Origin of the sequence: Amycolatopsis sp. CA-126428 (assembly GCF_002904335.1) — a bacterium.
Classification (GTDB): domain Bacteria; phylum Actinomycetota; class Actinomycetes; order Mycobacteriales; family Pseudonocardiaceae; genus Amycolatopsis.
In genome coordinates this window covers 166,058-186,883 of sequence record NZ_PPHF01000155.1, presented here as the reverse complement: position 1 = coordinate 186,883, position 20,826 = coordinate 166,058, and the positions used below count along the sequence as shown (strand labels likewise).

General features: G+C 73.2%; 20 protein-coding genes. 5 read left to right on the top strand and 15 right to left on the bottom strand.

Going from position 1 to position 20,826, the window contains the following annotated elements; genetic code table 11:
- Nucleotides 1-10: 10 nt before the first annotated feature.
- Nucleotides 11-466 carry an Lrp/AsnC family transcriptional regulator gene (locus C2L58_RS39425; RefSeq protein WP_103342705.1) on the bottom strand — a complete coding sequence of 152 codons (456 nt, stop codon included), beginning with the start codon at nucleotides 464-466 and terminating at the stop codon, nucleotides 11-13.
- A complete protein-coding gene (locus tag C2L58_RS39420; protein ID WP_103342704.1) occupies nucleotides 463-1,605 on the bottom strand; it encodes a M24 family metallopeptidase in 1,143 nt (380 codons plus the stop codon). Before C2L58_RS39420 ends, C2L58_RS39425 begins: the two co-directional genes overlap by 4 nt.
- Before the next feature lie 530 nt (nucleotides 1,606-2,135).
- Between C2L58_RS39420 and C2L58_RS39415 the strand changes: the two genes are divergently transcribed.
- A complete protein-coding gene (locus C2L58_RS39415) occupies nucleotides 2,136-3,080 on the top strand; it encodes a 5'-3' exonuclease (protein WP_103342778.1) in 945 nt (314 codons plus the stop codon).
- On the opposite strand, the gene C2L58_RS39410 is transcribed toward C2L58_RS39415, so the two are convergent.
- From C2L58_RS39410 to C2L58_RS39395, 4 genes are all read right to left on the bottom strand, one after another.
- Nucleotides 3,077-4,294: a GNAT family N-acetyltransferase gene (locus C2L58_RS39410; protein WP_199191659.1), complete on the bottom strand. Its 1,218-nt coding sequence runs from the start codon at nucleotides 4,292-4,294 to the stop codon at nucleotides 3,077-3,079. The genes C2L58_RS39415 and C2L58_RS39410 overlap by 4 nt on opposite strands.
- Nucleotides 4,295-4,348: 54 nt before the next feature.
- A complete protein-coding gene (locus tag C2L58_RS39405; protein WP_103342702.1) occupies nucleotides 4,349-5,551 on the bottom strand; it encodes a GNAT family N-acetyltransferase in 1,203 nt (400 codons plus the stop codon).
- 81 nt (nucleotides 5,552-5,632) lie between these two features.
- Nucleotides 5,633-6,400, bottom strand: coding sequence for a DUF4333 domain-containing protein (locus C2L58_RS39400; protein WP_103342701.1), 768 nt, complete (start codon nucleotides 6,398-6,400; stop codon nucleotides 5,633-5,635).
- A gap of 157 nt (nucleotides 6,401-6,557) precedes the next feature.
- Nucleotides 6,558-9,335: a DEAD/DEAH box helicase gene (locus tag C2L58_RS39395; RefSeq protein WP_103342700.1), complete on the bottom strand. Its 2,778-nt coding sequence runs from the start codon at nucleotides 9,333-9,335 to the stop codon at nucleotides 6,558-6,560.
- A 122-nt stretch (nucleotides 9,336-9,457) separates the two neighbouring features.
- On the opposite strand from C2L58_RS39395, the gene C2L58_RS39390 reads away from it, so the two are divergent.
- Nucleotides 9,458-10,033: a hypothetical protein gene (locus C2L58_RS39390; RefSeq protein WP_103342699.1), complete on the top strand. Its 576-nt coding sequence runs from the start codon at nucleotides 9,458-9,460 to the stop codon at nucleotides 10,031-10,033.
- Here C2L58_RS39390 and C2L58_RS39385 read toward each other — a convergent pair.
- From C2L58_RS39385 to C2L58_RS39355, 7 genes are all read right to left on the bottom strand, one after another.
- The gene (locus tag C2L58_RS39385; RefSeq protein ID WP_103342698.1) at nucleotides 10,030-10,911 is read right to left on the bottom strand and encodes a diacylglycerol/lipid kinase family protein; all 882 of its coding nucleotides are present in this window, start codon (nucleotides 10,909-10,911) and stop codon (nucleotides 10,030-10,032) included. The genes C2L58_RS39390 and C2L58_RS39385 overlap by 4 nt on opposite strands.
- On the bottom strand, nucleotides 10,911-11,882 hold the full coding sequence (tatC, locus tag C2L58_RS39380; protein WP_103342697.1) for a twin-arginine translocase subunit TatC: 972 nt from the start codon (nucleotides 11,880-11,882) through the stop codon (nucleotides 10,911-10,913). The genes C2L58_RS39385 and tatC overlap by 1 nt, the downstream gene beginning before the upstream one ends.
- Before the next feature lie 87 nt (nucleotides 11,883-11,969).
- A complete protein-coding gene (gene tatA / locus C2L58_RS39375) occupies nucleotides 11,970-12,284 on the bottom strand; it encodes a Sec-independent protein translocase subunit TatA (RefSeq protein WP_103342696.1) in 315 nt (104 codons plus the stop codon).
- 31 nt (nucleotides 12,285-12,315) lie between these two features.
- Entirely contained in the window at nucleotides 12,316-12,528 is a 213-nt protein-coding gene (locus C2L58_RS39370) for a bacteriophage holin (RefSeq protein ID WP_103342695.1), read from the bottom strand.
- A 9-nt stretch (nucleotides 12,529-12,537) separates the two neighbouring features.
- The gene (locus C2L58_RS39365; RefSeq protein WP_103342694.1) at nucleotides 12,538-13,518 is read right to left on the bottom strand and encodes a helix-turn-helix transcriptional regulator; all 981 of its coding nucleotides are present in this window, start codon (nucleotides 13,516-13,518) and stop codon (nucleotides 12,538-12,540) included.
- Nucleotides 13,515-14,498 (bottom strand): helix-turn-helix transcriptional regulator, encoded by a 984-nt coding sequence (locus C2L58_RS39360; protein ID WP_103342693.1) that lies wholly within the window; start codon nucleotides 14,496-14,498, stop codon nucleotides 13,515-13,517. Before C2L58_RS39360 ends, C2L58_RS39365 begins: the two co-directional genes overlap by 4 nt.
- A gap of 10 nt (nucleotides 14,499-14,508) precedes the next feature.
- Nucleotides 14,509-14,940, bottom strand: a complete 432-nt coding sequence (locus tag C2L58_RS39355; protein ID WP_003065074.1) for a winged helix-turn-helix transcriptional regulator — start codon at nucleotides 14,938-14,940, stop codon at nucleotides 14,509-14,511.
- Nucleotides 14,941-15,047: 107 nt separating this feature from the next.
- Between C2L58_RS39355 and C2L58_RS39350 the strand changes: the two genes are divergently transcribed.
- Both C2L58_RS39350 and C2L58_RS39345 read left to right on the top strand, forming a co-directional pair.
- Complete coding sequence (locus tag C2L58_RS39350) at nucleotides 15,048-15,971, top strand: NADP-dependent oxidoreductase (protein WP_103342692.1); 924 nt, start codon at nucleotides 15,048-15,050, stop codon at nucleotides 15,969-15,971.
- Between the two features lie 9 nt (nucleotides 15,972-15,980).
- The gene (locus C2L58_RS39345; protein WP_103342691.1) at nucleotides 15,981-16,679 is read left to right on the top strand and encodes an SDR family oxidoreductase; all 699 of its coding nucleotides are present in this window, start codon (nucleotides 15,981-15,983) and stop codon (nucleotides 16,677-16,679) included.
- Here C2L58_RS39345 and C2L58_RS39340 read toward each other — a convergent pair.
- Both C2L58_RS39340 and pafA read right to left on the bottom strand, forming a co-directional pair.
- Nucleotides 16,676-17,698 carry a WD40/YVTN/BNR-like repeat-containing protein gene (locus C2L58_RS39340; RefSeq protein WP_103342690.1) on the bottom strand — a complete coding sequence of 341 codons (1,023 nt, stop codon included), beginning with the start codon at nucleotides 17,696-17,698 and terminating at the stop codon, nucleotides 16,676-16,678. The genes C2L58_RS39345 and C2L58_RS39340 overlap by 4 nt on opposite strands.
- A 110-nt stretch (nucleotides 17,699-17,808) precedes the next feature.
- Nucleotides 17,809-19,167 (bottom strand): Pup--protein ligase, encoded by a 1,359-nt coding sequence (gene pafA / locus C2L58_RS39335; RefSeq protein WP_103342689.1) that lies wholly within the window; start codon nucleotides 19,165-19,167, stop codon nucleotides 17,809-17,811.
- A gap of 143 nt (nucleotides 19,168-19,310) precedes the next feature.
- Between pafA and C2L58_RS39330 the strand changes: the two genes are divergently transcribed.
- Nucleotides 19,311-20,792, top strand: a complete 1,482-nt coding sequence (locus tag C2L58_RS39330; protein WP_103342777.1) for a bifunctional phosphatase PAP2/diacylglycerol kinase family protein — start codon at nucleotides 19,311-19,313, stop codon at nucleotides 20,790-20,792.
- Nucleotides 20,793-20,826 lie beyond the last annotated feature (34 nt).

The following is a 20,826-nucleotide window of genomic DNA, read 5'->3' as shown; positions in this document are numbered from 1 at the left end:
AGCGCCGGTGTCAGAACGTCGGCGAACGTCCCTCGAACGGCGTAGAGAGCACCACCGTCGTCCGGGTCGACACCTTCGCGGCCTCCCGGATCCGGCGCAGCAGGTCCTCCAGGGCCAGCGGCGACTGGACGCGCACCAGCAGGATGTAGGACTCGTCGCCGGCCACCGAGTAGCACGACTCGATCTCCTTGATGTGCTGGATCCGCTGCGGGTAGTCGTCCGGCGCGCCCGGGTCGTTCGGCGTCAGCGAGATCAACGCCGTCAGCGGCAGGCCGATCTGCTCGCCGTCGAGCCGCGCGGTGTAGCCGAGGATGACCCCGCGCTGCTCGAGGCGGCGCACCCGCTGGTGCACCGCCGACACCGACAGCCCCACCCGCTCGGCGAGGTCGGTGAAGCTGCGCCGGCCATCGGACGCGAGCTCTTGGACGATCGACTGGTCCAGCGGCTCCAGGCCGCCGGTCGTCATGCGTCCAGCACGACGAGCTCGTGCGGCTGGTTGTTGACGGACTCGACGCCGTCTTCGGTGACGATGACGATGTCCTCGATCCGGGCGCCCCACCGGCCCGGCTGGTAGATGCCCGGCTCGACGCTGAAGGCCATGCCCGGCTCCAGCGGCAGCGCGTTCCCGGCGATGATGTACGGCTCCTCGTGCACGTCCAGGCCGATGCCGTGCCCGGTGCGGTGGATGAAGTACTCGCCGAAGCCCGCCTCGGCGATGACGTCCCGCGCGGCGGCGTCGACGGCCTCGGCGGTGACGCGCGGCTTGACCGCGGCGACCGCGGCGGCCTGGGCGCGCTGCAGCACCGCGTACGTCTCGGCCACGTCGGCGTCCCGCGGCTCGCCGACGGCGTAGGTGCGGGTGGAGTCGGAGTTGTAGCCGGCCGGCAGCGGGCCGCCGATGTCGACGACCACGACGTCACCCCGCTCGATGACGCGCTCGGAGACGTCGTGGTGCGGGCTGGCGCCGTTCGGGCCGGAGCCGACGATCACGAAGTCCGCCCGGACGTGACCCTCCTCGACGATGGCCGCGGCGATGTCGGCGCCGACCTCGGCCTCGGTGCGGCCCGGCCGCAGCCACTCGGGGACGCGGGCGTGCACCCGGTCGATCGCCGCGCCGGCCTCACGCAGCGAAGCGATCTCGGCGGCGTCCTTGCGCATCCGCAGTTCCCGCACGACCGGACCGGCCAGGGTCTGCTCGGCCTCCCCGAGCGCGGCCCGCAGCGCGAGGACGTGCAGCGCCGGGGTGAAGTCGCTGACGGCGACCCGGCCGGGCTTGCCGAGCCGGTCGGCGACGAGCTTGTACGGGTCGTCGCCGTCGACCCAGGTCAGCAGCTCCACGCCGAGGTCATCGGTGGGGACGTCGGCGTACCCGGGCGCCTCCAGCTTCGGCACGACCAGCGCGGGAGTGCCGTCGGCGGGGACGACGAGGGTGGTGAGCCGCTCGAACGAGCCCCCGGCCTGCCCGAGCAGGTACCGCAGGTCGGAGCCGGGCGCGATCAGCAGGGCATCGGTGCCCGCGGCGGCCGCGGCAGCGCGGGCACGGTCCAGCCGCGCCCGCAGGGCGGCGGCGTCGGGAGCGGGCGTGTGGAGGGAACGGCGCGACATGAAGCCGAGCCTAGTAGGGCGCCGCGGGCGACGGACGCGCCCGGGCCCACGACATGCCGGGCCGGGTGACGCGGCCTGCCGCCGCCGGCTGCGCTCCGATGGGCGGTGCGAGGGGCACCACGCCGGTGCGAGCGGGGCCCGCCCGGCAGCCGCTGGCTGAGCTCCGATGGCCAGTGCGAGTGGCACGCTGGTGCGAGTGGAGTTTCTCGGCCCCGCCGCCGGCTGCGCTGCGATGGGCGGTGCGAGTGGCACGCCGGTGCGAGTGGAGCCGCCCCAGCGCCCGCCGCTCCCTGCCTGCAGGTCCGAGCCGCCCTGCCCCGCAGAGGGCGAGCCGCCCCGGCCCGCGGGGGCGCCCCCCGTTTTCCACGCTACCGGTCACCACCGACAATTCCGGGCCCCGGAAGACCGAACCGGTCAGCCGCGGCCTTCGACGCGAGCCCGGACCACCGCCGCGCACATCTCGAGCGCGTCCCCGTGCCGGGTCGCGTGGCTTGGCCCCCACCCGGACCGGGGCATGGCAGGCTGTGCGGGTGACCGGATCCCTTGCCCTGCTCGACTCCGCGAGCCTGTACTTCCGCTCCTTCTTCGCCCTGCCCGACTCGATGCGCGCCGCCGATGGGACGCAGGTCAACGCCGTGCGGGGGTTCGCCGACACGATCGCGCGGATCCTCACCGACCGGCGGCCCGCGCGGCTGGTCTGCTGTCTCGACGCCGACTGGCGGCCGAAGTTCCGCACCGACCTGCTGCCCAGCTACAAGGCGCACCGGGTGGCCGAAGAGACCGGCAGCGGCCCGGACGTCGAAGAGGTGCCCGACACGCTCACCCCGCAGGTGCCGATCATCCTCGAGCTGCTCGAAGCGTTCGGGTTCGCCACCGCCGAAGCCGCCGGCTACGAGGCCGACGACGTCATCGGCGCGCTGGCGACCCGCGAAAAGACCGACCCGGTCGAGGTGATCACCGGCGACCGGGACCTCTTCCAGCTGGTGCGCAGCGAACCCACGCCCACCTCGGTCATCTACGTCGGCAAGGGCTGGGCCAAGGCCGAAGTCCTCGGGCCCGCCGAGATCGCCGAGCGCTACAGCCTGCCCCGCAAGACCGCCGGGCCCGCGTACGCGGACATGTCGATGATGCGCGGCGACCCCTCCGACGGCCTGCCCGGCGTCGCGGGCATCGGCGAGAAGACCGCCGCGAAGCTGATCACGCAGTTCGGGTCGCTCGACGCCCTGCTGGCCGCCGCCAACGCCGGGGATTCCGCGGTTCCGCTCAAGACGCGGCTGCGGCTGAAGGACGCGGCGGACTACCTCGCCGTCGCCCCGACCGTCGTCCGGGTGGCGGTCGACGCGCCGGTGGAGCAGTCGCGCCCCGACACCGTGCCCGCGACGCCGGCCGACCCGCAGCGGGTCGCCGAGCTGGCCGAACGGTGGAACCTCGGCAACTCGGTCGAACGGCTGCTCAAGGCCCTGCCCGGCGCCTAGAAGTGCGTGCCGGACCACGGAGCGGCCGTCGTGGTGAACAGCTCGTCGGCCCGCCCGAGCGCCGCCGCGTCGCGGACGTCGATGCGGCCCGCGTCCGCCAGCGTCGTCGCGGCCCAGTGCCCGAGGTAGAGCATGCCGAGCGTGCCGGTGTCGAGGGCCAGGTCCGCGGCCGCGTCGGTGCGCCGGGCGCCGTCCGGGCCGATCTCGTAGTGCCCGGTGTTGGCCGGCAGCAGCCGGTCGGTCACCGCGAGCACGACCGGGCCGGCCGCGCGGTAGGTCCGGGCGGCGAGCGCGGCGGTGACGTCGATCGGCCGCAGCCACAGGTCGTCCTCGACGGCGGTGGTCGCCGCGTGCCGGGGGTCGGTCAGCATCAGGGCCAGCGGCTCGTCGACCGGCCGGTGCCGCGCGTGCACCTCCGAGACCAGGTCCACCGACAGCAGGAACCGCCAGAGCGCGGCGCGCGCGGCCGGGCTCGCCCCGTGCAGGTCGAAGACTTCCAGCGCGGCACCGTGATCGGGTGAATCGAACGACCGGCGGTCGATGGTGGCGTACACGACGAAGCCGTCGTCCCCGTCCGGTCCACTGTGGACGGCGACGAGCCGGCCGCCGTCCGGGCCGACGTACCGGTCGTGCGAGATCGGCCACCACAGCTCCGGCCGCCCGATCATGCCCGGCCGGTGCAGCCCGATCCGCCGGTACAGCCCCGGAACCTCCTTCACCGCCTCCTCGGGCGTGAGCAGCCGGACGTCGCGGCCGGCCGCCACGCGCTCCTGGAGCCGGGCCGCCGGCCGCGTCACCCGCAGCGTCTTGCCGAGCGCCGCCGAGCCGTAGCCGAACCGCCCGTAGATGGTGGGTTCGCTGGCGTGCAGCGCCGCCAGCGGCAGCCCGCGCGCGGCGAAATCGGCCAGCTGGGCGGCCATCATCGCGCTGAGCACGCCGCGGCGGGTCCGGTCGGCGCGGACGCCGACGCCCTCCACCGCGGCGACCGGCAGCGTCCGACCACCCGGCACGGCGAGCTCGGTCTCGTAGGAGCTCACGATCCCGATCGGCGCGCGGCCGTCGAACGCGCCGAACTTGTGCGCGGCGGGCCACGAATCCCCGGCCCGGGCCCAGACGTCGTCGGTGACGGGCGGCCGGTGCAGCGCGCGGCGCAGCAGGTCGAAGGTGCCGCGGCGTTCTTCTTCGGTGATCGGGCGGACGTCGAAGGCGGTCATCCTCCCGATCTTGCCGCCCGCGACCGGGCCCGGCACGCGGATTTCCGCGCCCGCTCAGAAGTGGCTGCCGCTCCAGGCCGCCACGCGGGTGCCGAAGAGCAGGTCCGCCGCCTCGGGCGCGGCCGGGTCGCGGACCTCGATCCGGCCGGCCGCCGCCAGCGCCGAAGGCCGCCAGGTCCCGAGGTAGACCATCGCCAGGGTGGTGACGTCCATCCGGAGCCCGGCCGGCCGGTCCGTGCGCCCGGCACCGTCCGGGCCGACGAGGTAGGTGCCGCTGTTGCCGGGCAGCAGCGGGTCGGTCACCTCGACGACCACCGGGCCGGCGTGCCCGTAGGCCCGGCCGGCCAAGGCGGCCGGGACGTCGACGAGCCGGATCCAGTGCTCGTCGCCGATCCGGTCGACGTTCCCGCTCCGGTGGTCGGCGAGCAGCAGCTCGATCGGATCGTCCAGCGGCCGCGAATCCGCGACGACCCGATCGACCAGGTCGACGCCCAGCAGGAACCGCCACAGCCCCGCGAACGCGGTCGCGGAACCGGCGAACAGGTCCGCCACCTCCAGGGTCTTGGTCCACGGGTGGGCGAGCGCGCCCCCGACGGAGTAGGTCGCGAACCCGTCCGGCCCACCGGGCCCGTGGTGCACGACCGCCTTCACCGGCGAAGCGTGCCGCCGCAGCTGCATCTCGTAGAGCCGCCACAGCACCTCCGGCCGGGACATCATCCCCGGCCGGTGCTCGAGACCGTCGTACACACCGGGGCAGACTTCCAGCGCCCGGTCGAGGTCCAGCAGCTCCAGCTCCCCACCGATCGGCGCATCCGGTCGCAGCCGCGCCCGGTGCCGGTCGACGCTGTAGGTGCGGTACCGGGTGGCCAAGCCGTAGCCGAACCGGCTGTAGATCCCGGCTTCGGACGCGAGCAGGTTCGCGAACACCACCCCGCGGGCGGCGAAGTCCGCCAGCTGTGTCGTCATCAGCGCCCGCAGCACCCCGCGGCGAGTGCGATCGGCGCGCACCCCCACGGAGGTGACCCCCACCATCGGCAGCCGCGCCCCGCCGGGCACCGTCAGCTCCGCGTCGAAGAACCGGGCAGTCCCGATGAGCTCCGGATCGAACGCCCCGAGCGCACCCCCGGGCTGGTAGTACCGCGCCGCGTACACCCATTCGGCGTCGTCGGACGGCGGGTTGTGCACGGTCTCCCGGAACAGGTTGCTCGCCGCCCGGTGCTCCCCGGTGCCCAGCGTCCGGATCTCGAAGTCGTTCATGCCCGGATCATCTCCGGAAACGACGAAACCCGGCCACCGGAAACACCGGCAGCCGGGACTCGGGGCCGCCCGGGGTCGCTCCTACTTGGCGACGGGCGGGGAAACCTCGTAGTTGCCGCCGGTGCCCTTCACGGTGATCGGCACCTGCTGCGGCTTCCCGGCGATCGTGGCGGTGCACGAGAACTTGGCCCCGTCCTCCACCTTCTGCTCGGCGGGACAGGTCACGCCGGTGACGCCGTCGATCTTGTACGTCTCGGTCAGCAGCTTCTGCACGTCGGTCTGCATCTGGGTGTTGTTGAAGACCTGCGTCTTCAGGAACCCGGGCGCGACGAACCCCAGGACCAGGAACACGGCGACGGCCACGATCGCCACCACCACGCCGATCAGCAGGCCCTTCTTCGACTTCGCCGGCTTCTCCTCCTCCGGGGCGGCCGCGCCGGGGAACTGCTGGCCGTAGTCGTACTGGCCGCCCGGCTGCTGCCCGTACTGGGGCTGCGCCTGGGGCCCGCTCGGCGGGTACGCCCCGCCGGGCTGCTGGCCGTACTGCGGCTGGGCCTGCGGCCCGCTCTGCGGGTACCCGCCTCCGGGCTGCTGCCCGTAGGGCGGCGGCTGCTGGCCCCACTGCGGCTGCTGCGGCGGGGTGTACCCGCCCGGCTGCTGCCCCCACTGCTGCGGTTGCTGGGGCTGCTGCGGCTGGCCCCACGGCTGCTGCTGGTTCGGATCGTAAGGTGGCTGCTGCGACTGCCCCCACTGCGGCTGCTCCTGCGAACCGCTCGGCGGGTACGCGCCGCCCGGCTGCTGCCCGTACTGGGGCTGCTGTGGGTCGTTGCCGCCATACGGCGTGCTCATCGTCTGCCTCCGCCTGCTTCGCTCATCTCGCTGTCCACCCCGAAACACCGGCAAGCCGCACACACGGTGTCGCACGCGATCCAACCACAGGTCGGAGCCGAGCACACGTGTCCACGCTCACCGCCCGCGCGGCCACCGAGCAGGGCTAACACCGAGTTCACGCCGCGCCCGCGGCCACGACTCCGCGGCGCAGCGCCTTCACCGCCTCCGCCGCCGCCGCACCCACCGGATCCGCCTTGCCGAGCACGTCCCGGATCTGGTCGAGCAGGTCGATCACCTGGCGCGACCAGCGCACGAAGTCACCGGCCGACAGCTCCTGGCCGTTGGCCTCGGCCGCGGTGAGGACCTTCTCCAGGGATTCACCCCGGGCCCACCGATAAACCGGCCACGCGAACCCCGCGTCGGGCTCCCGGGTGCGGTCGAGCCGGTGCCGCCGCTCGTCCTCGGTCAGCTCCACCCACAGCCGCGCCGTCTCCTGCCACGCCTCCGGCACGGCCCCACCCGGCAGCCGCGGCTCACCGGCGGTGTCCCGGCGCGCCTCGAACACGAGCGTCGACACGACCGCGGCCAGTTCGGCCGGGTTCAGCTTCCGCCACACGCCGTGCCGGATGCACTCCGCGGCCAGCAGGTCCGACTCGCTGTAGAGCCGGGTCAGCCGCCGGCCGTGCTCGGTGACGCGATCCTCGCCGTCACCCGCCGACTCCGGCCCCAGATAGCCGCGCTCACCCAGCAGCGCCAGGATCCGGTCGAACGCCCGCGCCAGCGAGTGCGTCGTCGCCGCGACCTTCCGCTCCAGCTGCTTCGTTTCCTCGGCCAGTCGCTGATAACGCTCCACCCAGCGCAGGTTCGCCTCGCGCTCGGCCAGCCCGTGGCACGGATGCGCCCGCAGCGCCCGCTGCAACACGGCCAGCTCGCCGTCCTCGTTCGCCCCCGACCGCCGCTTCTGCCGGCCCGGCAGCGAAATCCCGGCGCTGCGCAGCGCCGAAGCGATGTCCCGGCGCGTCCGCGGCGACCGCAGCTCGATGTGCTTGGGCAGCTTGATCCGCCCCAGCACCTCCACCGGCGCCGGGAAGTCCGCCACCGACAACGGCCCCGACCACCGGTCCTCGGTCACCACGACCGGACGCGGCTCCCGGATCGGGTCCAGCCCCGGATCGACTACCACCGCCAGCCCGGCCCGCCGCCCGGCCGGCACGGCGATGACGTCACCCTTGCGCAGCTTCTCCAGCGACTCCGCGGTCCCGGCCCGCCGCACGGCCGTGTTCTGCCTCGACAACGCCTTCTCCCGCGCCGAAATCTTCGCCCGCAGCTCGACGTACTCCAGGACCTCGTCGAAATCGCCGGTCACCGCGGCCGTGTAGCCCTTCAGCGCTTCCTTGTTCCGCTCGATCCGGCGCGCGGTGCCCACCACCGACCGGTCGGCCTGGAACTGCGCGAACGACTGCTCCAGCAGCTCGCGCGCCTCGGCCGCCCCGACCTGCGCCACCAGGTTGACCGCCATGTTGTAGCCCGGCCGGAACGACGACCGCAGCGGATAGGTCCGCGTCGAGGCCAGCCCGGCCACCTGCTTCGGATCCACCCCCGGCTGCCACGCGACGACGGCGTGCCCCTCCACGTCGATGCCCCGCCGCCCGGCCCGGCCGGTGAGCTGCGTGTACTCCCCCGGCGTCAGATCGACGTGCGCCTCGCCGTTGTACTTCACCAGCCGCTCGAGCACGACCGTCCGGGCGGGCATGTTGATCCCCAGCGCCAGGGTCTCCGTGGCGAACACGACCTTCACCAGCCCGCGGACGAACAGCTCCTCGACGGTCTCCTTGAACGCCGGCAGCATGCCCGCGTGGTGCCCGGCGATCCCGCGCTCCAGCGCCTCCCGCCACTCCCAGTAACCCAGCACGCCCAGGTCACCTTCGGGCAGATCCGCCGTGCGCTCCTCGATGACCCGGCGGATCTCGTCGACCTCACCCGGCCCGTTCAGCCGCAACCCCGACCGGACGCACTGCGCCACCGCGGCGTCACAACCGGCGCGGGAAAAGATGAACACGATCGCCGGCAGCAACCCGGCCCGGTCCAGCTGCTCGACGACGTCGACCCGCGACGGCGGCCGGAACCGCGGCATCCGCGGCGGCGCACCCCGCCGGCCCCGCGGCCCGCGGAACCCCGCCGGCGCGTACTGGCGGCCGATCTCCTCCGTCCGGCGCAGCAGGGTCGGGTTGATCCGCAGCTCGGCGTTCGGCGCGTGCACGTCGTCCCCGGCGAACAGGTCCAGCAGCCGGTTGCCCACCAGCATGTGCTGCCACAGCGGCACCGGCCGGTGCTCGTCCACGACGACCGTCGTGTCGCCCCGGACCTCCACCAGCCACTCGCCGAACTCCTCGGCGTTGCTGACCGTCGCCGACAGCCCCACCACGCGGACGTGCTCGGGCAGGTGCAGGATCACCTCCTCCCACACCGCGCCCCGGAACCGGTCGGCGAGGTAGTGGACCTCGTCCATCACGACGTACCCGAGGTCGATGATCGTGGACGAGCCCGCGTAGAGCATGTTGCGCAGCACCTCGGTGGTCATCACGACCACCTGCGCGTTGCCGTTGATCGAGGTGTCCCCGGTCAGCAGCCCGACGGCGTCGGCGCCGTACCGGGCCACGAGGTCGGCGTACTTCTGGTTCGACAAGGCCTTGATCGGCGTCGTGTAGAAGCACTTGCGGCCCTCGGCGAGCGCCAGGTGCACGGCGAACTCGCCGACCACGGTCTTGCCCGCCCCGGTGGGCGCGCAGACCAGCACGCCGTGGCCGTCTTCCAGGGCCTCGCACCCGCGGATCTGGAACGGGTCGAACTCGAAGGAGGCCTCGGCGGCGAAGCGCGTCAGCTGGGGGTACTTCCCGCGGCGCGCGGAGGCCGCATAGGCCTCGGCCGGGGACGAAGAAGGGCTACTGGCCACCTCGCCAGGGTTTCACACCCCTCCGACAGTTCGCACGTTGCGTATGACGATCTGCCGAATAGGTCGTTATACACCCGGACGGACCACGGAACCGGTTTCCGTCCGGTCGCGTCGGAGCGGGCATGACGGAACCGTGCCCGAGCTGCGGCTCGCTGGACCAGGTGCAGCACGTGCCCGCGGTCTACCACGGCGGGCACTCCTTCTACCGTGGTCAGGGCCCGACGGTGGCCGTGCCGGCCGGCGACGGCCTCGTCTACACCAGCAGTCAGGTCAGCGGGGTCTCCGTGACCGCGGTCGCCCGTTCGCTGGACCCCTTCCCTCCCCCGCGCCGCGGCGGCGGCCTGCTGGCGGCGGCGATCGTGCTGGCCGTGGCCGGCAGCTGTTTCCTGCTGCTGCCGTTCTCGGTGTCCGACGCCCCGCCGCCCGGCGGCGCGGCGGCGATGGCGCTGGGTATCGGGCTGTTCTCGCTGCCGTCGGTGTGCGTGTTCGTGGCGGCGGGCGTGCTGGTGTGGCTGTACGCGCGGCGGGTGCGGGCGCACCGGCGGCAGCGGCGCGGTGTCCCGGCGGCGCGGCAGGTGTGGGAGCAGGGCTGGTTCTGCCACCGCTGCGGCGGCGTCTACTTCGCCGAGGCGGGCCGCCTGCTGACCCCGGCCCACTTCCGGCACCTGGTGGCGCGAGCGGGCGGCTACGACCGTTAGGCCAGCACGGTGAGGGCACCCGGCACGCAGCTGGCCGTCACCGGGACCGTGCCCTGCGGTTCGCCGTCGGCGTACGCGGGCCACGTGTTGCCCGCCAGGGTCACCGAGCGGGCGCGCAGCGTGCGAACCGCCGGGTGGGTCAGGTGCTTGCCCGTGCGCAGGCCCGGGAGCAGGCGGAGCAGGCCGCGGCGGGTGGCGTGGCCGATGATCGTGACGTCGAAGACGCCGTCCTCGGGGTCGGCCGTCGGGCAGATCGGGACGCCGCCGCCGTAGAAGCGGGTGTTGCCGATCGCCACGAGCGTCGCGTCGAGTTCGAGGCGGCCGGTGCCGGTGTCGACGACCACCGGGCGGGAGCGGAACGCCGCCAGTTCGGCCAGGATCGCGACGTCGTAGCGGCGCGGCCCGGCCGGCCAGCGCATCCGGTTGGCGCGTTCGTTGACGCTCGCGTCGAACCCCGCGCACAGCACCGTCGCGAACCAGGTGTCGCCCACGCGGCCGAGGTCGATCCGCCGGCGGGCGCCCGAGCGCAGCGCCGCGACCAGTGCGTCGACCGCCGGGAGCGGCTCGCCGGGGATGCCGAGGGCGCGGGCGAAGTCGTTGCCGGTGCCCGCCGGGACCAGGCCGAGCGCGACGTCGTGATTCGCGCAGAACTGGACGCCCTGGTGGGCGGCGCCGTCCCCGCCGAGCACGATCAGGACGTCCAGCCCGGCGGCGTGGGAGGACCGCATCAGCGCGCGGGACTCTTCGACCGAGTTGGCGACCAGGACGTCGAGGCGGTCCACGGCGGTGCGCAGCCGCTCGGCGACCGTGTCGGCGATCCGGGCGGCCGCGCCGTGCCCCGACGCCGGGTGCACGGCGAGCGCGGCGTGGATCCCCACTAGGTGACGTCGTCGGTGCTCGAGCGGCCGCCGGACGCGGTCGGGGTGGACGGCTCGTCGTCGACGGTGCTCGGCGTGTAGTCGAACGGCGCGGCTTCGTCGTCGGCGAGCTTGTCCCAGCCTTCCTCGCCACGGCTCTTTTCGAGCTTGCGGTCGTGGAAGCGCGCCATCTGGACGGCGATCTCGAACAGCACGGTGAGCGCGCCGGCGAGGCCGAGCATGGAGAACGGGTCCGAGCCGGGGGTGGCGAAGGCCGCGAAGACGAACAACGCGAACACGATGCCGCGGCGCCACTTCTTCAGCTGCACGTACTTGACGATGCCGACGCGGTTGAGCATCACCACCAGCAGCGGCAGCTCGAAGCTGATCCCGAAGATGATCAGCAGCGACAGCAGGAACGAAATGTACTTGTCCGCGGTGAGCGCGGTGACGAACGCGTCCTGCCCGAAGCCCATGAGCAGCTGCAGGGCGTGCGGGAAGAGGATGTAGGCCAGCACGGCCCCCGTGGCGAACAGCACCGACGCGAACCCGACGAAGGTCAGGGCGTACTTGCGCTCCTTGCTGTACAGGCCGGGCGCGATGAACGCCCAGAGCTGGTACAGCCAAGCCGGCGAGAGGAGCACGGCGCCGGCGGCGATCCCGACCTTCAGCTGCGTCATGAAGGCTTCGAACGGCACGGTCTGCAGCAGCCGGCACCCCTCGGCGCTGTCGAGCCGGCGCTGCGGCGGGATGGCGCAGTACGGGTCCTTGACGAGGTCGCCCAGCGACGGGATCGGGCCGATGTTGGTGCCGAACCAGATGAACCCGAAGATGCCGCCGATGACGACGGCGAGCAGCGCGAAGCCGAGGCGGCGCCGGAACTCGTAGATGTGCTCGATGAGCGTCATCGTGCCGTCGGGGTTGGTGCGACGGCTGCGCTTGCGCCGCTTGGAAGTGCGGCTGTCACCGTTTCCGGAGGCGGATTCCGCCACGGGTTGTTCCGTTCTCGTCGGAGTCCGCCGGAGCGCGCCGGGTGCGGCGCGCTCCGTGGACCGGGGACCGGGTGTGGCCGGAGCCGCTCAGCTGACGTTCTTCTGCGGCTGCTCGGCCGCCTGCTGCTTCTTCAGCTCGTCGAGCTGCCGCTGCAGGTCGGCGACCTGCTGGTCGGTCGAAGCGGGTGCGGCGGGCGTGGCCGGGATCTGCTTCGTCTCGACGGGCTCGGCGTCTTCGTGCGCCGCGGCCTTATCGCCGGTGAGATCCTTGGTCTCGGCCTTGAAGATCTTCATGGACTTGCCGATGGACCGGGCCGCGTCGGGAAGCCTCTTGGCCCCGAACAGCAGCACGACGACGAGCACCAAGATGATCAAATGCCACGGCTGCAATCCGTTCAGCATGGTGGCCTCCTATCTGCGTCTGGTAGGGATGTTACTGGTTTTCCGCTTTGCGGTGGCGCCGCGCGAACGCGACGCGCAGTCCCGCCGACCGGGCGCGGACGAGCCCGGCCCGGTCCTGGGTGTTCGTCACCACCATGCTTGTGGTTTGCCGGAAGGCACGCAAGACCTTGACGGTCCGCACCAGCAGGACCACGAGGCCGGCGAGACCGATCAGGATGAGCACGGCGGCGGGCAGGTACGGCACGCGATCAGCCTAGTGGTCGCAGGTTGACGGAAGGTGACGGGCTCGGGCCACGGCGTCGGCGGCCCGGCGGCCGACGTCGGACGCGAGGTCGGCCGGGCTCTCCACCAGCGCTTCCCCGCCCAGACCCAGCACCAGGCGCACCATCCAGGACTGGTCGGCGTAGCGCATCCGGATCCGCAGCCGGCCGCCGTCGAGCTCGTCGAGCTCCTCGCACGGGTAGTACTCGGCTACCCAGCGTGCGTCCGGGTCGAGGACCAGGACGGCCTCCCGCTGGTCGGGACGCTCACGAAAGACACCCTCGGAGATGTCGGTGGGGTGGGCGTGCGCGGGCGGGCGCGCCGGCTCGTCGAGGACCGTCAGCTCGTCGATCCGGTCGAGCCGGAACAGCCGGACGTCCTCGGCGCGGCGGCACCAGGCCTCGAGGTAGCCCACCGCCTGGACGATCAGCAGCCGCATCGGGTCGACCGTGCGCTCGGTGATCTGGTCCTTCGAGGCGGTGTAGTAGCGGATCCGCAGCGCCCGCCCGCCCTGCAGCGCGCGGGCGACCTCCTCGCGGGTCCGCGCGGTCTTCTTGCCTTCGCGGACTCCCCCGCCGACGATCACGCCCGCCGGCTGGGCCTGCCCGGCGGCGGCCTCGATCTTGGCGATGGAGCGGCGGACGGCGTCGCCGTCGACCACGCCCGGGGTCTCGGCCAGCGCGCGCAGCGCCACCAGCAGCGCGGTCGCTTCGCCGCCGGTCAGGCGCAGCGGGCGGCTCATCCCGGCGTCGTGGGTGACGACGATCGTGTCGCCCTCGAAGGACAGGTCGATCAGGTCGCCGGGGCCGTAGCCGGGCAGCCCGCACATCCACAGCAGCTCGAGGTCCTTGCGCAGCTGCTTCGGCGAGACGTCGAAGTCGTGCGCGGCCTCGTCGATGCGGACGCCCGGGCGCGCGAGCAGGTACGGCACGAGGGCGAGCAGTCTCGGCATCCGGTCGGTGGACCCGCTCACAACGCGCTCCCCTGCCGGGCGACGACGGCTTCCAGCCGGTCCTGGACGCTCTTGGCCAGCACGTCGGGTTCGTACACGACGACGTCCGGGCCCTGCGCGCTGATCCAGTCGGCGGCCGATTCCGGGTACAGCAGCCCGATCTCCACGAGGTCGCCCTCTTCGCCGTCGACGGTGGCGCGGCCGACCACGGTGCCGCGGCGGCGGACGCCGGCCGCGCGGCCGTCGGCGACCCAGAGCCGGGCGGTGGTGACCGGGGCCGGTTCGCTGTCGACGGTGGCCGTGACGAGCTTGAGCAGGTTGACGCCCTCGGGGCGCCGGACCTCGCCGGGCTTGCCGACCGGGCGGACCTGCCCGGTGACGCGGGAGAGCCGGAAGCAGCGGGTGGCGCCGCGGTCCCGGTCGTGCCCGACGACGTACCAGCGGGCCCGCCACGACACCACGCCCCACGGTTCGAGGGTGCGCATGATCCGCTCCGGGGAGCCGCTGCGGCGGTACTCGAAGCGGACGGCCTGGCCGTTCTGGACCGCGGCCAGCAGCGGCCCGAACGCCGGTTCGGCGCGCACGCGCGGCTCGACCACGGTGGGCGCCTGGTCGTCGACCTCCAGGCCGGCGGCGCGCAGCTTCACGAGCGCGCCCTGCGCCTGGCCGGTCAGCTCCGGGGAGTCCCACAGCCGGGACGCCAGCGCGACCGCGGCGGCTTCGTCGGGAGCGAGGTCGATTTCGCCGAGTTCGTAGTCGCGGCGGGCGATGCGGTAGCCCTCGATCGCGTCGAACGCGGAGTTGCGGCCGGTCTCCAGGGGGATGCCGAGCTCGCGCAGCTCGGTCTTGTCCCGTTCGAACGTCCGGAAGTAGGCCTCGTCGCTGGCCGCGTCGCCGTAGCCGGGCACGATGCCGCGGATCTTTTCGGCAGTGAGGTACTGCCGGGTGGACAACAGGGCCAGTACCAGGTTGACCAGTCGTTCGGCGCGTGCGGTGGACACCCGGTAGAGCCTAGCCCGCGCCGCCCGGCCCGATCGTGAGGTCCGGGGTACGCGCGTCGTAATCGGTCCGGGCGGCGTCGACGGCTTCGAAGTTGGCCTCGGCCCACGCCTTGAACCCGGCCATCAGCGCGCGCAGCGATTCCCCCAGCGGCGTAAGGGAATAGTCGACGCGGACGGGCACCGCCGGCGTCACCTCGCGGCGGACGAGACCGTCCCGTTCGAGCACCCGCAGGGTCTGGGTGAGCATCTTCTGGCTGACCCCGGCGATGCGCCGCGAAAGGTCGCTGTAGCGCTGCGGGCCGTCACCGAGCGCGACCAGGATCAGGCTGACCCACTTGCCGGCGATCTCGTCGAGCAGCTTCCGGGTCGGGCACGCCGCCAGATAGGCGTCGTAGGCGGCTTTTTCGGCTTGCCGCCGCTGTTCCGCCGTGCGCGTGGGCACCGGGCGAACCTCCTGGTGAGCAGGGAACCTGCGGGTGCGTACTTCCCATCGGAGAGTAGCTCCCCATACGTTCGTGGGGGAAGGTGCCCGGTGGAGAGGAGCAGGCGATGCGTGCGGTGGTGGTCCGGCGGTTCGGGGGGCCGGAGGTCCTGGAGTTCGCCGAGGTACCCGTGCCCGAGCCGGGTCCGGGTCAGGTGCGGATCCGGGTGGCGGCGGCCGCGGTGAACCCGGTGGACCTGGCGACCAGGAGCGGGGTGCTGAGTGCGGCCGGGGTGGTTCCGGCGCGGGCGGTGCTCGGGCTGGGGTGGGACGTCGCCGGGTCGATCGACGACGCCGGGGACACCGGGTTCCGGGCAGGCGAGGCGGTGGTCGGCCTGCGTGACCGGATCGCCACGCCGCTCGGCGCCTACGCCGAGCGGATCGTCCTGGACGCGTCGGCGGTCGCGCCCGCTCCGGTGGGTGTTTCGGCGGTCGAAGCGGCGACCCTGCCGCTGAACGCCCTGACCGCCGCGCAGGCGCTCGACCTGGTCGAAACCACCGGCACGGTCCTGGTCACCGGGGCGGCCGGCGCGGTCGGCGGGTATGCCGTCGCGCTGGCGCACGCGCGGAAGCTGCGGGTCGTCGCCGTGGCCTCCGAAGCCGACGAAGCCCAGGTGCGGGCCTTCGGCGCCGACGAGTTCGTGCCACGCGGGCCGTCGCTGGGCGACCGGGTGCGCGCGGTGGTCCCGGGCGGGGTGGACGCCGCCCTCGACACGGCGCTGCTCGGCTTGGACGCCCTCGACGCGGTCCGCGGCGGCGGCGAGTTCGTGGCCTTCGCCGCGGGCGCCGCCCCGATCCCCCTGCGCGGGATCCGCGTCCGCACCGTCTGGATCCGCGCGGACGGCGGACGCCTGGCCGAGCTGGCCCGCCTGGCGGAAAACGGCACGCTCCCCCTCCGCGTCGCCGGCACCCTGCCGCTGGCCGAGGCGGGGGCCGCGCACGAACGGCTGGCCGCGGGCGGACTGCGCGGCCGGCTCGTCCTGACTCCCTAGTCTGGAGCCATGGATGATCGCGTTCTCCTCATCACCGGTGCGTCCCGCGGCCTCGGCGCCGCGACCGCGCGCCTGGCCGCCGCCTCCGGGTTCAAGGTCGCCCTCGTCGCCCGCAAGGCCGAATCCGTCGCTCCGCTCGCCGTCGAACTCGGTGAAGACCGGGCGCTCGCCCTCGGCGCCGACGTCGGTGACTGGCCGAGCATCTCCCGGGCCGTCGCCGAGACCGTCGAGAAGTTCGGACGGCTCGATGCCGCCTTCGCCAACGCCGGGATCGGGATCGGGACCTCCTTCTTCGGCGACGACGATCCCGACCCGCGCGTGTGGGAGCCCATGGTCCGCACGAACGTCCTCGGCGCCGCCTACACCGCCCGCGCGGCACTCCCCGCACTGAAGGAAACCGCAGGCCACCTGCTGATCACCGGGTCCGTTGCCGGTCGCTACATCCGCAACGCGAGCCTGTACTCCGTGACCAAGTGGGCCGTGACCGGGATGGCCGGAGCCATCCGCGAGGAGGCCGTCGGCACCGGCGTCCGGGTCACGCTGATCAACCCCGGCATCACCGACACCGACATCCTCACCGACGAGCAGCGCGAGAAACCGCACCTCCACCCCGACGACATCGGCCGCGCGGTCCTCTACGCCCTGCAGCAGCCGCCCTCGGTCGACGTCAACGAGATCATGGTCCGCCCGACCGGCCAGGTGCTCTAGCGAAGCCGGGCGACGCGGCCTCCGGCGCCGCTGGCCCAGCAGGCCGCCCCGGCGCAGTCGACGCTGTCGAAGCTGCCCGTGTCGAACGACGTCCAGTGCCGGCCGCCGTCGGGGCTGTAGTCGCTGCCGCCGGGGCCGACCGCCAGCACCGTCCCGCCGCGCCAGGCCAGCCCCGAGCGGTAGCCGGCGGGGTACTGGGGCGGGGTCGTCCAGGTGCGGCCGCGGTCCCGGGTCAGCGCGACGGCCGGGCCGGGCGCGCCCGGGTTCGCGAAGTCGCCACCGATCGCGATGCCCTGCGACGGCGAGCGGAAGGCCAGGGCGAACACGCCCGCCGACGAGCTGCTGGGCAACGGCGTGTCCGACGCCGTCCAGTGCCGGCCGCCGTCGCCGGAGTGCAGGACGCGGGCGGTCGCGCCGCCGCCGGTGGCGAGCCAGGCGTCGAACGGGCCCGCCGTCGTGACGCACTGGCCGCTGGCCGCGAACCCGGCCTCCCCGGGCAGCGCCGGCGGGAAGCCGCTGTCGGGCACCTGGAGCCAGCTGCGGCCGCCGTCGAAGGTGGTCTGCACCCGGAAGCGGCCGTCGACGGGGTCGCTCATCGCCAGGCCACGCCACGGGTCGAAGAAGGCGAGGCAGTCGTAGAACGCCGCCGCGTCGGTGTTCTGGAACGTCTGGCGCCAGTGCGCGCCGCCGTCGTCGGTCCGGTAGACGCGGGAGTCGGTCCCCGGCCCGATCGAGAGGACCACGGCGTGGTCGGCGTCGAAGGCCTCGATGTCGCGGAACTGGAGCGCCTCGGTCCCGGGCGGCCCGACCGGCGCCCAGGTGCGGCCGCCGTCGACCGTGCGCAGGACGGTGCCCTGCGTACCGCTGACCCAGGCGACCCGGGCGCTGACCGCGGCCAGGCCGCGGAACTGGGCGGTGACGCCGGTCGCCTTCAGCTCCCAGGCGGGCAGGTGCTCCCCCGCCGACGCCGGAACCGCGAGCGAAACCAGTAAGGCGACCACGATCAGCACGACACGCATGCGGCGATCCTGCCGCACCCGTCACGCGACTTTCGTCGGGAACGCCCCGATCCCCGTCGTGAGTGGTAAGGCGGGTTAGAACCCGCGTTACCACTCACGACGGGTACGGGCTAGAGGGAGCTGATCAGACGTTCGACCCGCTCGTCGACCGAACGGAACGGGTCCTTGCACAGGACCGTGCGCTGGGCCTGGTCGTTCAGCTTCAGGTGCACCCAGTCGACCGTGAAGTCGCGGCCCGCGGCCTGGGCGGCGGCGATGAAGTCGCCGCGCAGCTTCGCGCGGGTCGTCTGGGGCGGGGTGTCCTTGGCGGCTTCGATCTCGCCGTCGTCGGTGACCCGGCGGACCAGGCCCTTGCGCTGGAGCAGGTCGAAGATGCCCCGGCCCCGGCGGATGTCGTGGTAGGCCAGGTCGAGCTGGGCGATGCGCGGGCTGGACAGGTCCAGGTCGTGCTTGTGCCGGTAGCGCTCGACCAGCCGGTGCTTGATCGCCCAGTCGATCTCGGTGTCGATCTTGCCGAAGTCCTGCTGTTCGACCGCGTCCAGCGCCCGGCCCCACAGCTCGATGACGCGCTCGTTCGCCGCGGTCGTGCCGTTGTCCTTGATGTGCTGGACCGCGCGGGCGTAGTACTCGCGCTGGATGTCCAGCGCCGAGGCCTCGCGCCCGCCGGCCAGCCGCACCTGGCGGCGGCCGGTGAGGTCGTGGCTGATCTCGCGGATGGCCCGGATCGGGTTGTCCAGGGTGAAGTCGCGGAACTGGACGCCGGCCTCGATCATCTCGAGCACCAGGTTCGCCGAGCCGACCTTCAGCATGGTCGTCGGCTCGGCCATGTTCGAGTCGCCCACGATGACGTGCAGGCGCCGGTAGCGCTCGGCGTCGGCGTGCGGCTCGTCCCGGGTGTTGATGATCGGCCGCGAGCGCGTCGTGGCGCTGGAGACGCCCTCCCAGATGTGCTCCGCCCGCTGGGACAGGCAGTAGACCGCGCCCCGCGGGGTCTGCAGCACCTTGCCGGCGCCGCAGATGAGCTGGCGGGTCACCAGGAACGGGAGCAGCACGTCCGCGATCCGGGAGAACTCCCCCGCCCGGGTCACCAGGTAGTTCTCGTGGCAACCGTAGGAGTTGCCCGCCGAGTCGGTGTTGTTCTTGAACAGGAAGATGTCGCCGCCGATGCCTTCGTCGGCGAGCCGCCGTTCGGCGTCGACCAGCAGGTCCTCGAGGATCCGCTCCCCGGCCTTGTCGTGCGTGACGAGCTGGACCAGATCGTCACATTCGGCCGTCGCGTACTCGGGGTGCGAGCCGACGTCGAGGTAGAGCCGCGAGCCGTTCGACAGGAACACGTTGGAGGAGCGTCCCCACGACACGACCCGCCTGAACAGGTAGCGCGCCACCTCGTCGGGCGAGAGCCTGCGCTGTCCGTGGAAGGTGCACGTGACCCCGAACTCGGTCTCGATGCCAAAGATCCGCCGCTGCATTCCACCAGAGTAGGCGCTGCACCCCCGTCGACGGTGCGCCGTTCGGGCGTCGACACGCCCCCAGTACGCCACAGACGGTGAAATCTCCCCGAATCAGGCACGATTGGAGCACAGCTCTTGACGACGTGCGGAAGGCGGACTCCTTGTCACACCAGCTCATCCGGGCCTTCCGGCGGGTCGGCCGGACCGACCGCGCCCTGATGCGCCGCAGTGCCGCGCTCCCCGCCTCGAAGGTCGACGACGCACTGATGACGCTGTCGAAATCGGCGAACAAGTCGCGCCTGTGGTGGGGGGTCGCCGCGCTGCTGGCCACCCGCCCGGGCGCGACCCGCCGGGGAGCGCTGCGCGGGGTCGTGGCGATCGCCGGGGCCAGCGCCGCGGCCAACCTGATCGGCAAGCCGCTCTTCCCCCGCCGCCGACCGGCCGAAGAAGAGACGCCGATGCGTCGCCGCCTGCGGAAACGGCCCACGTCCTCGTCCTTCCCCTCCGGCCACTCCGCGTCCGCGGCCGCGTTCGCGACGGCGGTGGCGATGGAGTCGCCGCAGGCCGGGCTCGTGGTGGCGCCGCTGGCGCTGGCCGTGGCCTACTCGCGGGTCCACACCGGCGTGCACTGGCCGTCCGACGTCGGCGTCGGCCTGGGCATCGGCGTCGGCGTGGGACTGGCCACCCGGCACTGGTGGCCGCTGCACGACGACGTCCCAGGCCGCACCGCCCACCACGCCGACGCGCCCGAGATGGTCGACGGCGAGGACATGCTCGCCGTCGTCAACCCGAACTCCGGCGTGGCGGGCCAGGACCCGACCGAGGACGTCAAGTTCGCCTGGCCCAAGGCCACGCTGCTCTACCCGGACCCCGAGCGCGGCCTGCGCGCCCAGCTCGAAGCCGAGATCGACGCCCGTGGCACGGTCCGCGCGCTGGCCGTCGCGGGTGGGGACGGCACCGTCGCGGCGGTGGCCTCGGTCGCCGCCGAGCGCGACCTGCCGCTCGCGCTGGTCCCGGCGGGGACGCTCAACCACTTCGCCCGCGACGTCGGCGTCAGCTCCATGCCCGACGCCGACGCGGCCACCGAGGTCGGCAACGCGGTCCGCGTCGACCTGGGCGAAGTCGAGATCGACGGCGCCGGCGAGCCGGACCACCGCTGGTTCGTCAACACCGCCAGCCTCGGCGGCTACCCGGAGATGGTCCGGCTGCGGGAGAAGCTGCAGGAGAAGCACCCGAAGTGGCCTTCGGCGGCGATCGCGCTGGCCAGGACGCTGCGGCACGCCAAGCCGCTGACCGTCCGGCTCAACGGCAAGCGGACGCAGGTCTGGCTGCTGTTCGTCGGCAACGGCACGTACGCGCCGAAGGGGTTCGCCCCGAGCCGGCGCCCGGCGCTCGACACCGGCCTGCTCGACATCCGCTACCTGCGCGCCGACCTGCCCTACTCCCGGGCCCGGTTCCTGCTCGCGATGATCACCCGCAGCCTCGCCGCCAGTCACGTCTACCAGGAGCTGGACCTGCCCGAACTGGACGTCGAGCTGCTCGACGGCAACCGCCGCGTCGCCACCGACGGCGAGGTCGGCCCGCTCGGCAACCGGTTCCGCTTCCGGTCCCGTCCCCGCGCCCTGACGCTCTACCGGCTGTGAGGTTGCTTTACCTTCTCTCAACGAACCCACAGGG

What these genes read in the sequence shown, in the direction of transcription:
- C2L58_RS39425 (WP_103342705.1), bottom strand. Translation starts at nt 466, where the DNA reads ATGACGACCGGCGGCCTGGAGCCGCTGGACCAGTCGATCGTCCAAGAG.
- C2L58_RS39420 (WP_103342704.1), bottom strand. Translation starts at nt 1,605, where the DNA reads ATGTCGCGCCGTTCCCTCCACACGCCCGCTCCCGACGCCGCCGCCCTG.
- C2L58_RS39410 (WP_199191659.1), bottom strand. Translation starts at nt 4,294, where the DNA reads ATGACCGCCTTCGACGTCCGCCCGATCACCGAAGAAGAACGCCGCGGC.
- C2L58_RS39405 (WP_103342702.1), bottom strand. Translation starts at nt 5,551, where the DNA reads ATGAACGACTTCGAGATCCGGACGCTGGGCACCGGGGAGCACCGGGCG.
- C2L58_RS39400 (WP_103342701.1), bottom strand. Translation starts at nt 6,400, where the DNA reads ATGAGCACGCCGTATGGCGGCAACGACCCACAGCAGCCCCAGTACGGG.
- C2L58_RS39390 (WP_103342699.1), top strand. Translation starts at nt 9,458, where the DNA reads ATGACGGAACCGTGCCCGAGCTGCGGCTCGCTGGACCAGGTGCAGCAC.
- tatA (WP_103342696.1), bottom strand. Translation starts at nt 12,284, where the DNA reads ATGCTGAACGGATTGCAGCCGTGGCATTTGATCATCTTGGTGCTCGTC.
- C2L58_RS39350 (WP_103342692.1), top strand. Translation starts at nt 15,048, where the DNA reads ATGCGTGCGGTGGTGGTCCGGCGGTTCGGGGGGCCGGAGGTCCTGGAG.
- C2L58_RS39345 (WP_103342691.1), top strand. Translation starts at nt 15,981, where the DNA reads ATGGATGATCGCGTTCTCCTCATCACCGGTGCGTCCCGCGGCCTCGGC.
- C2L58_RS39340 (WP_103342690.1), bottom strand. Translation starts at nt 17,698, where the DNA reads ATGCGTGTCGTGCTGATCGTGGTCGCCTTACTGGTTTCGCTCGCGGTT.
- pafA (WP_103342689.1), bottom strand. Translation starts at nt 19,167, where the DNA reads ATGCAGCGGCGGATCTTTGGCATCGAGACCGAGTTCGGGGTCACGTGC.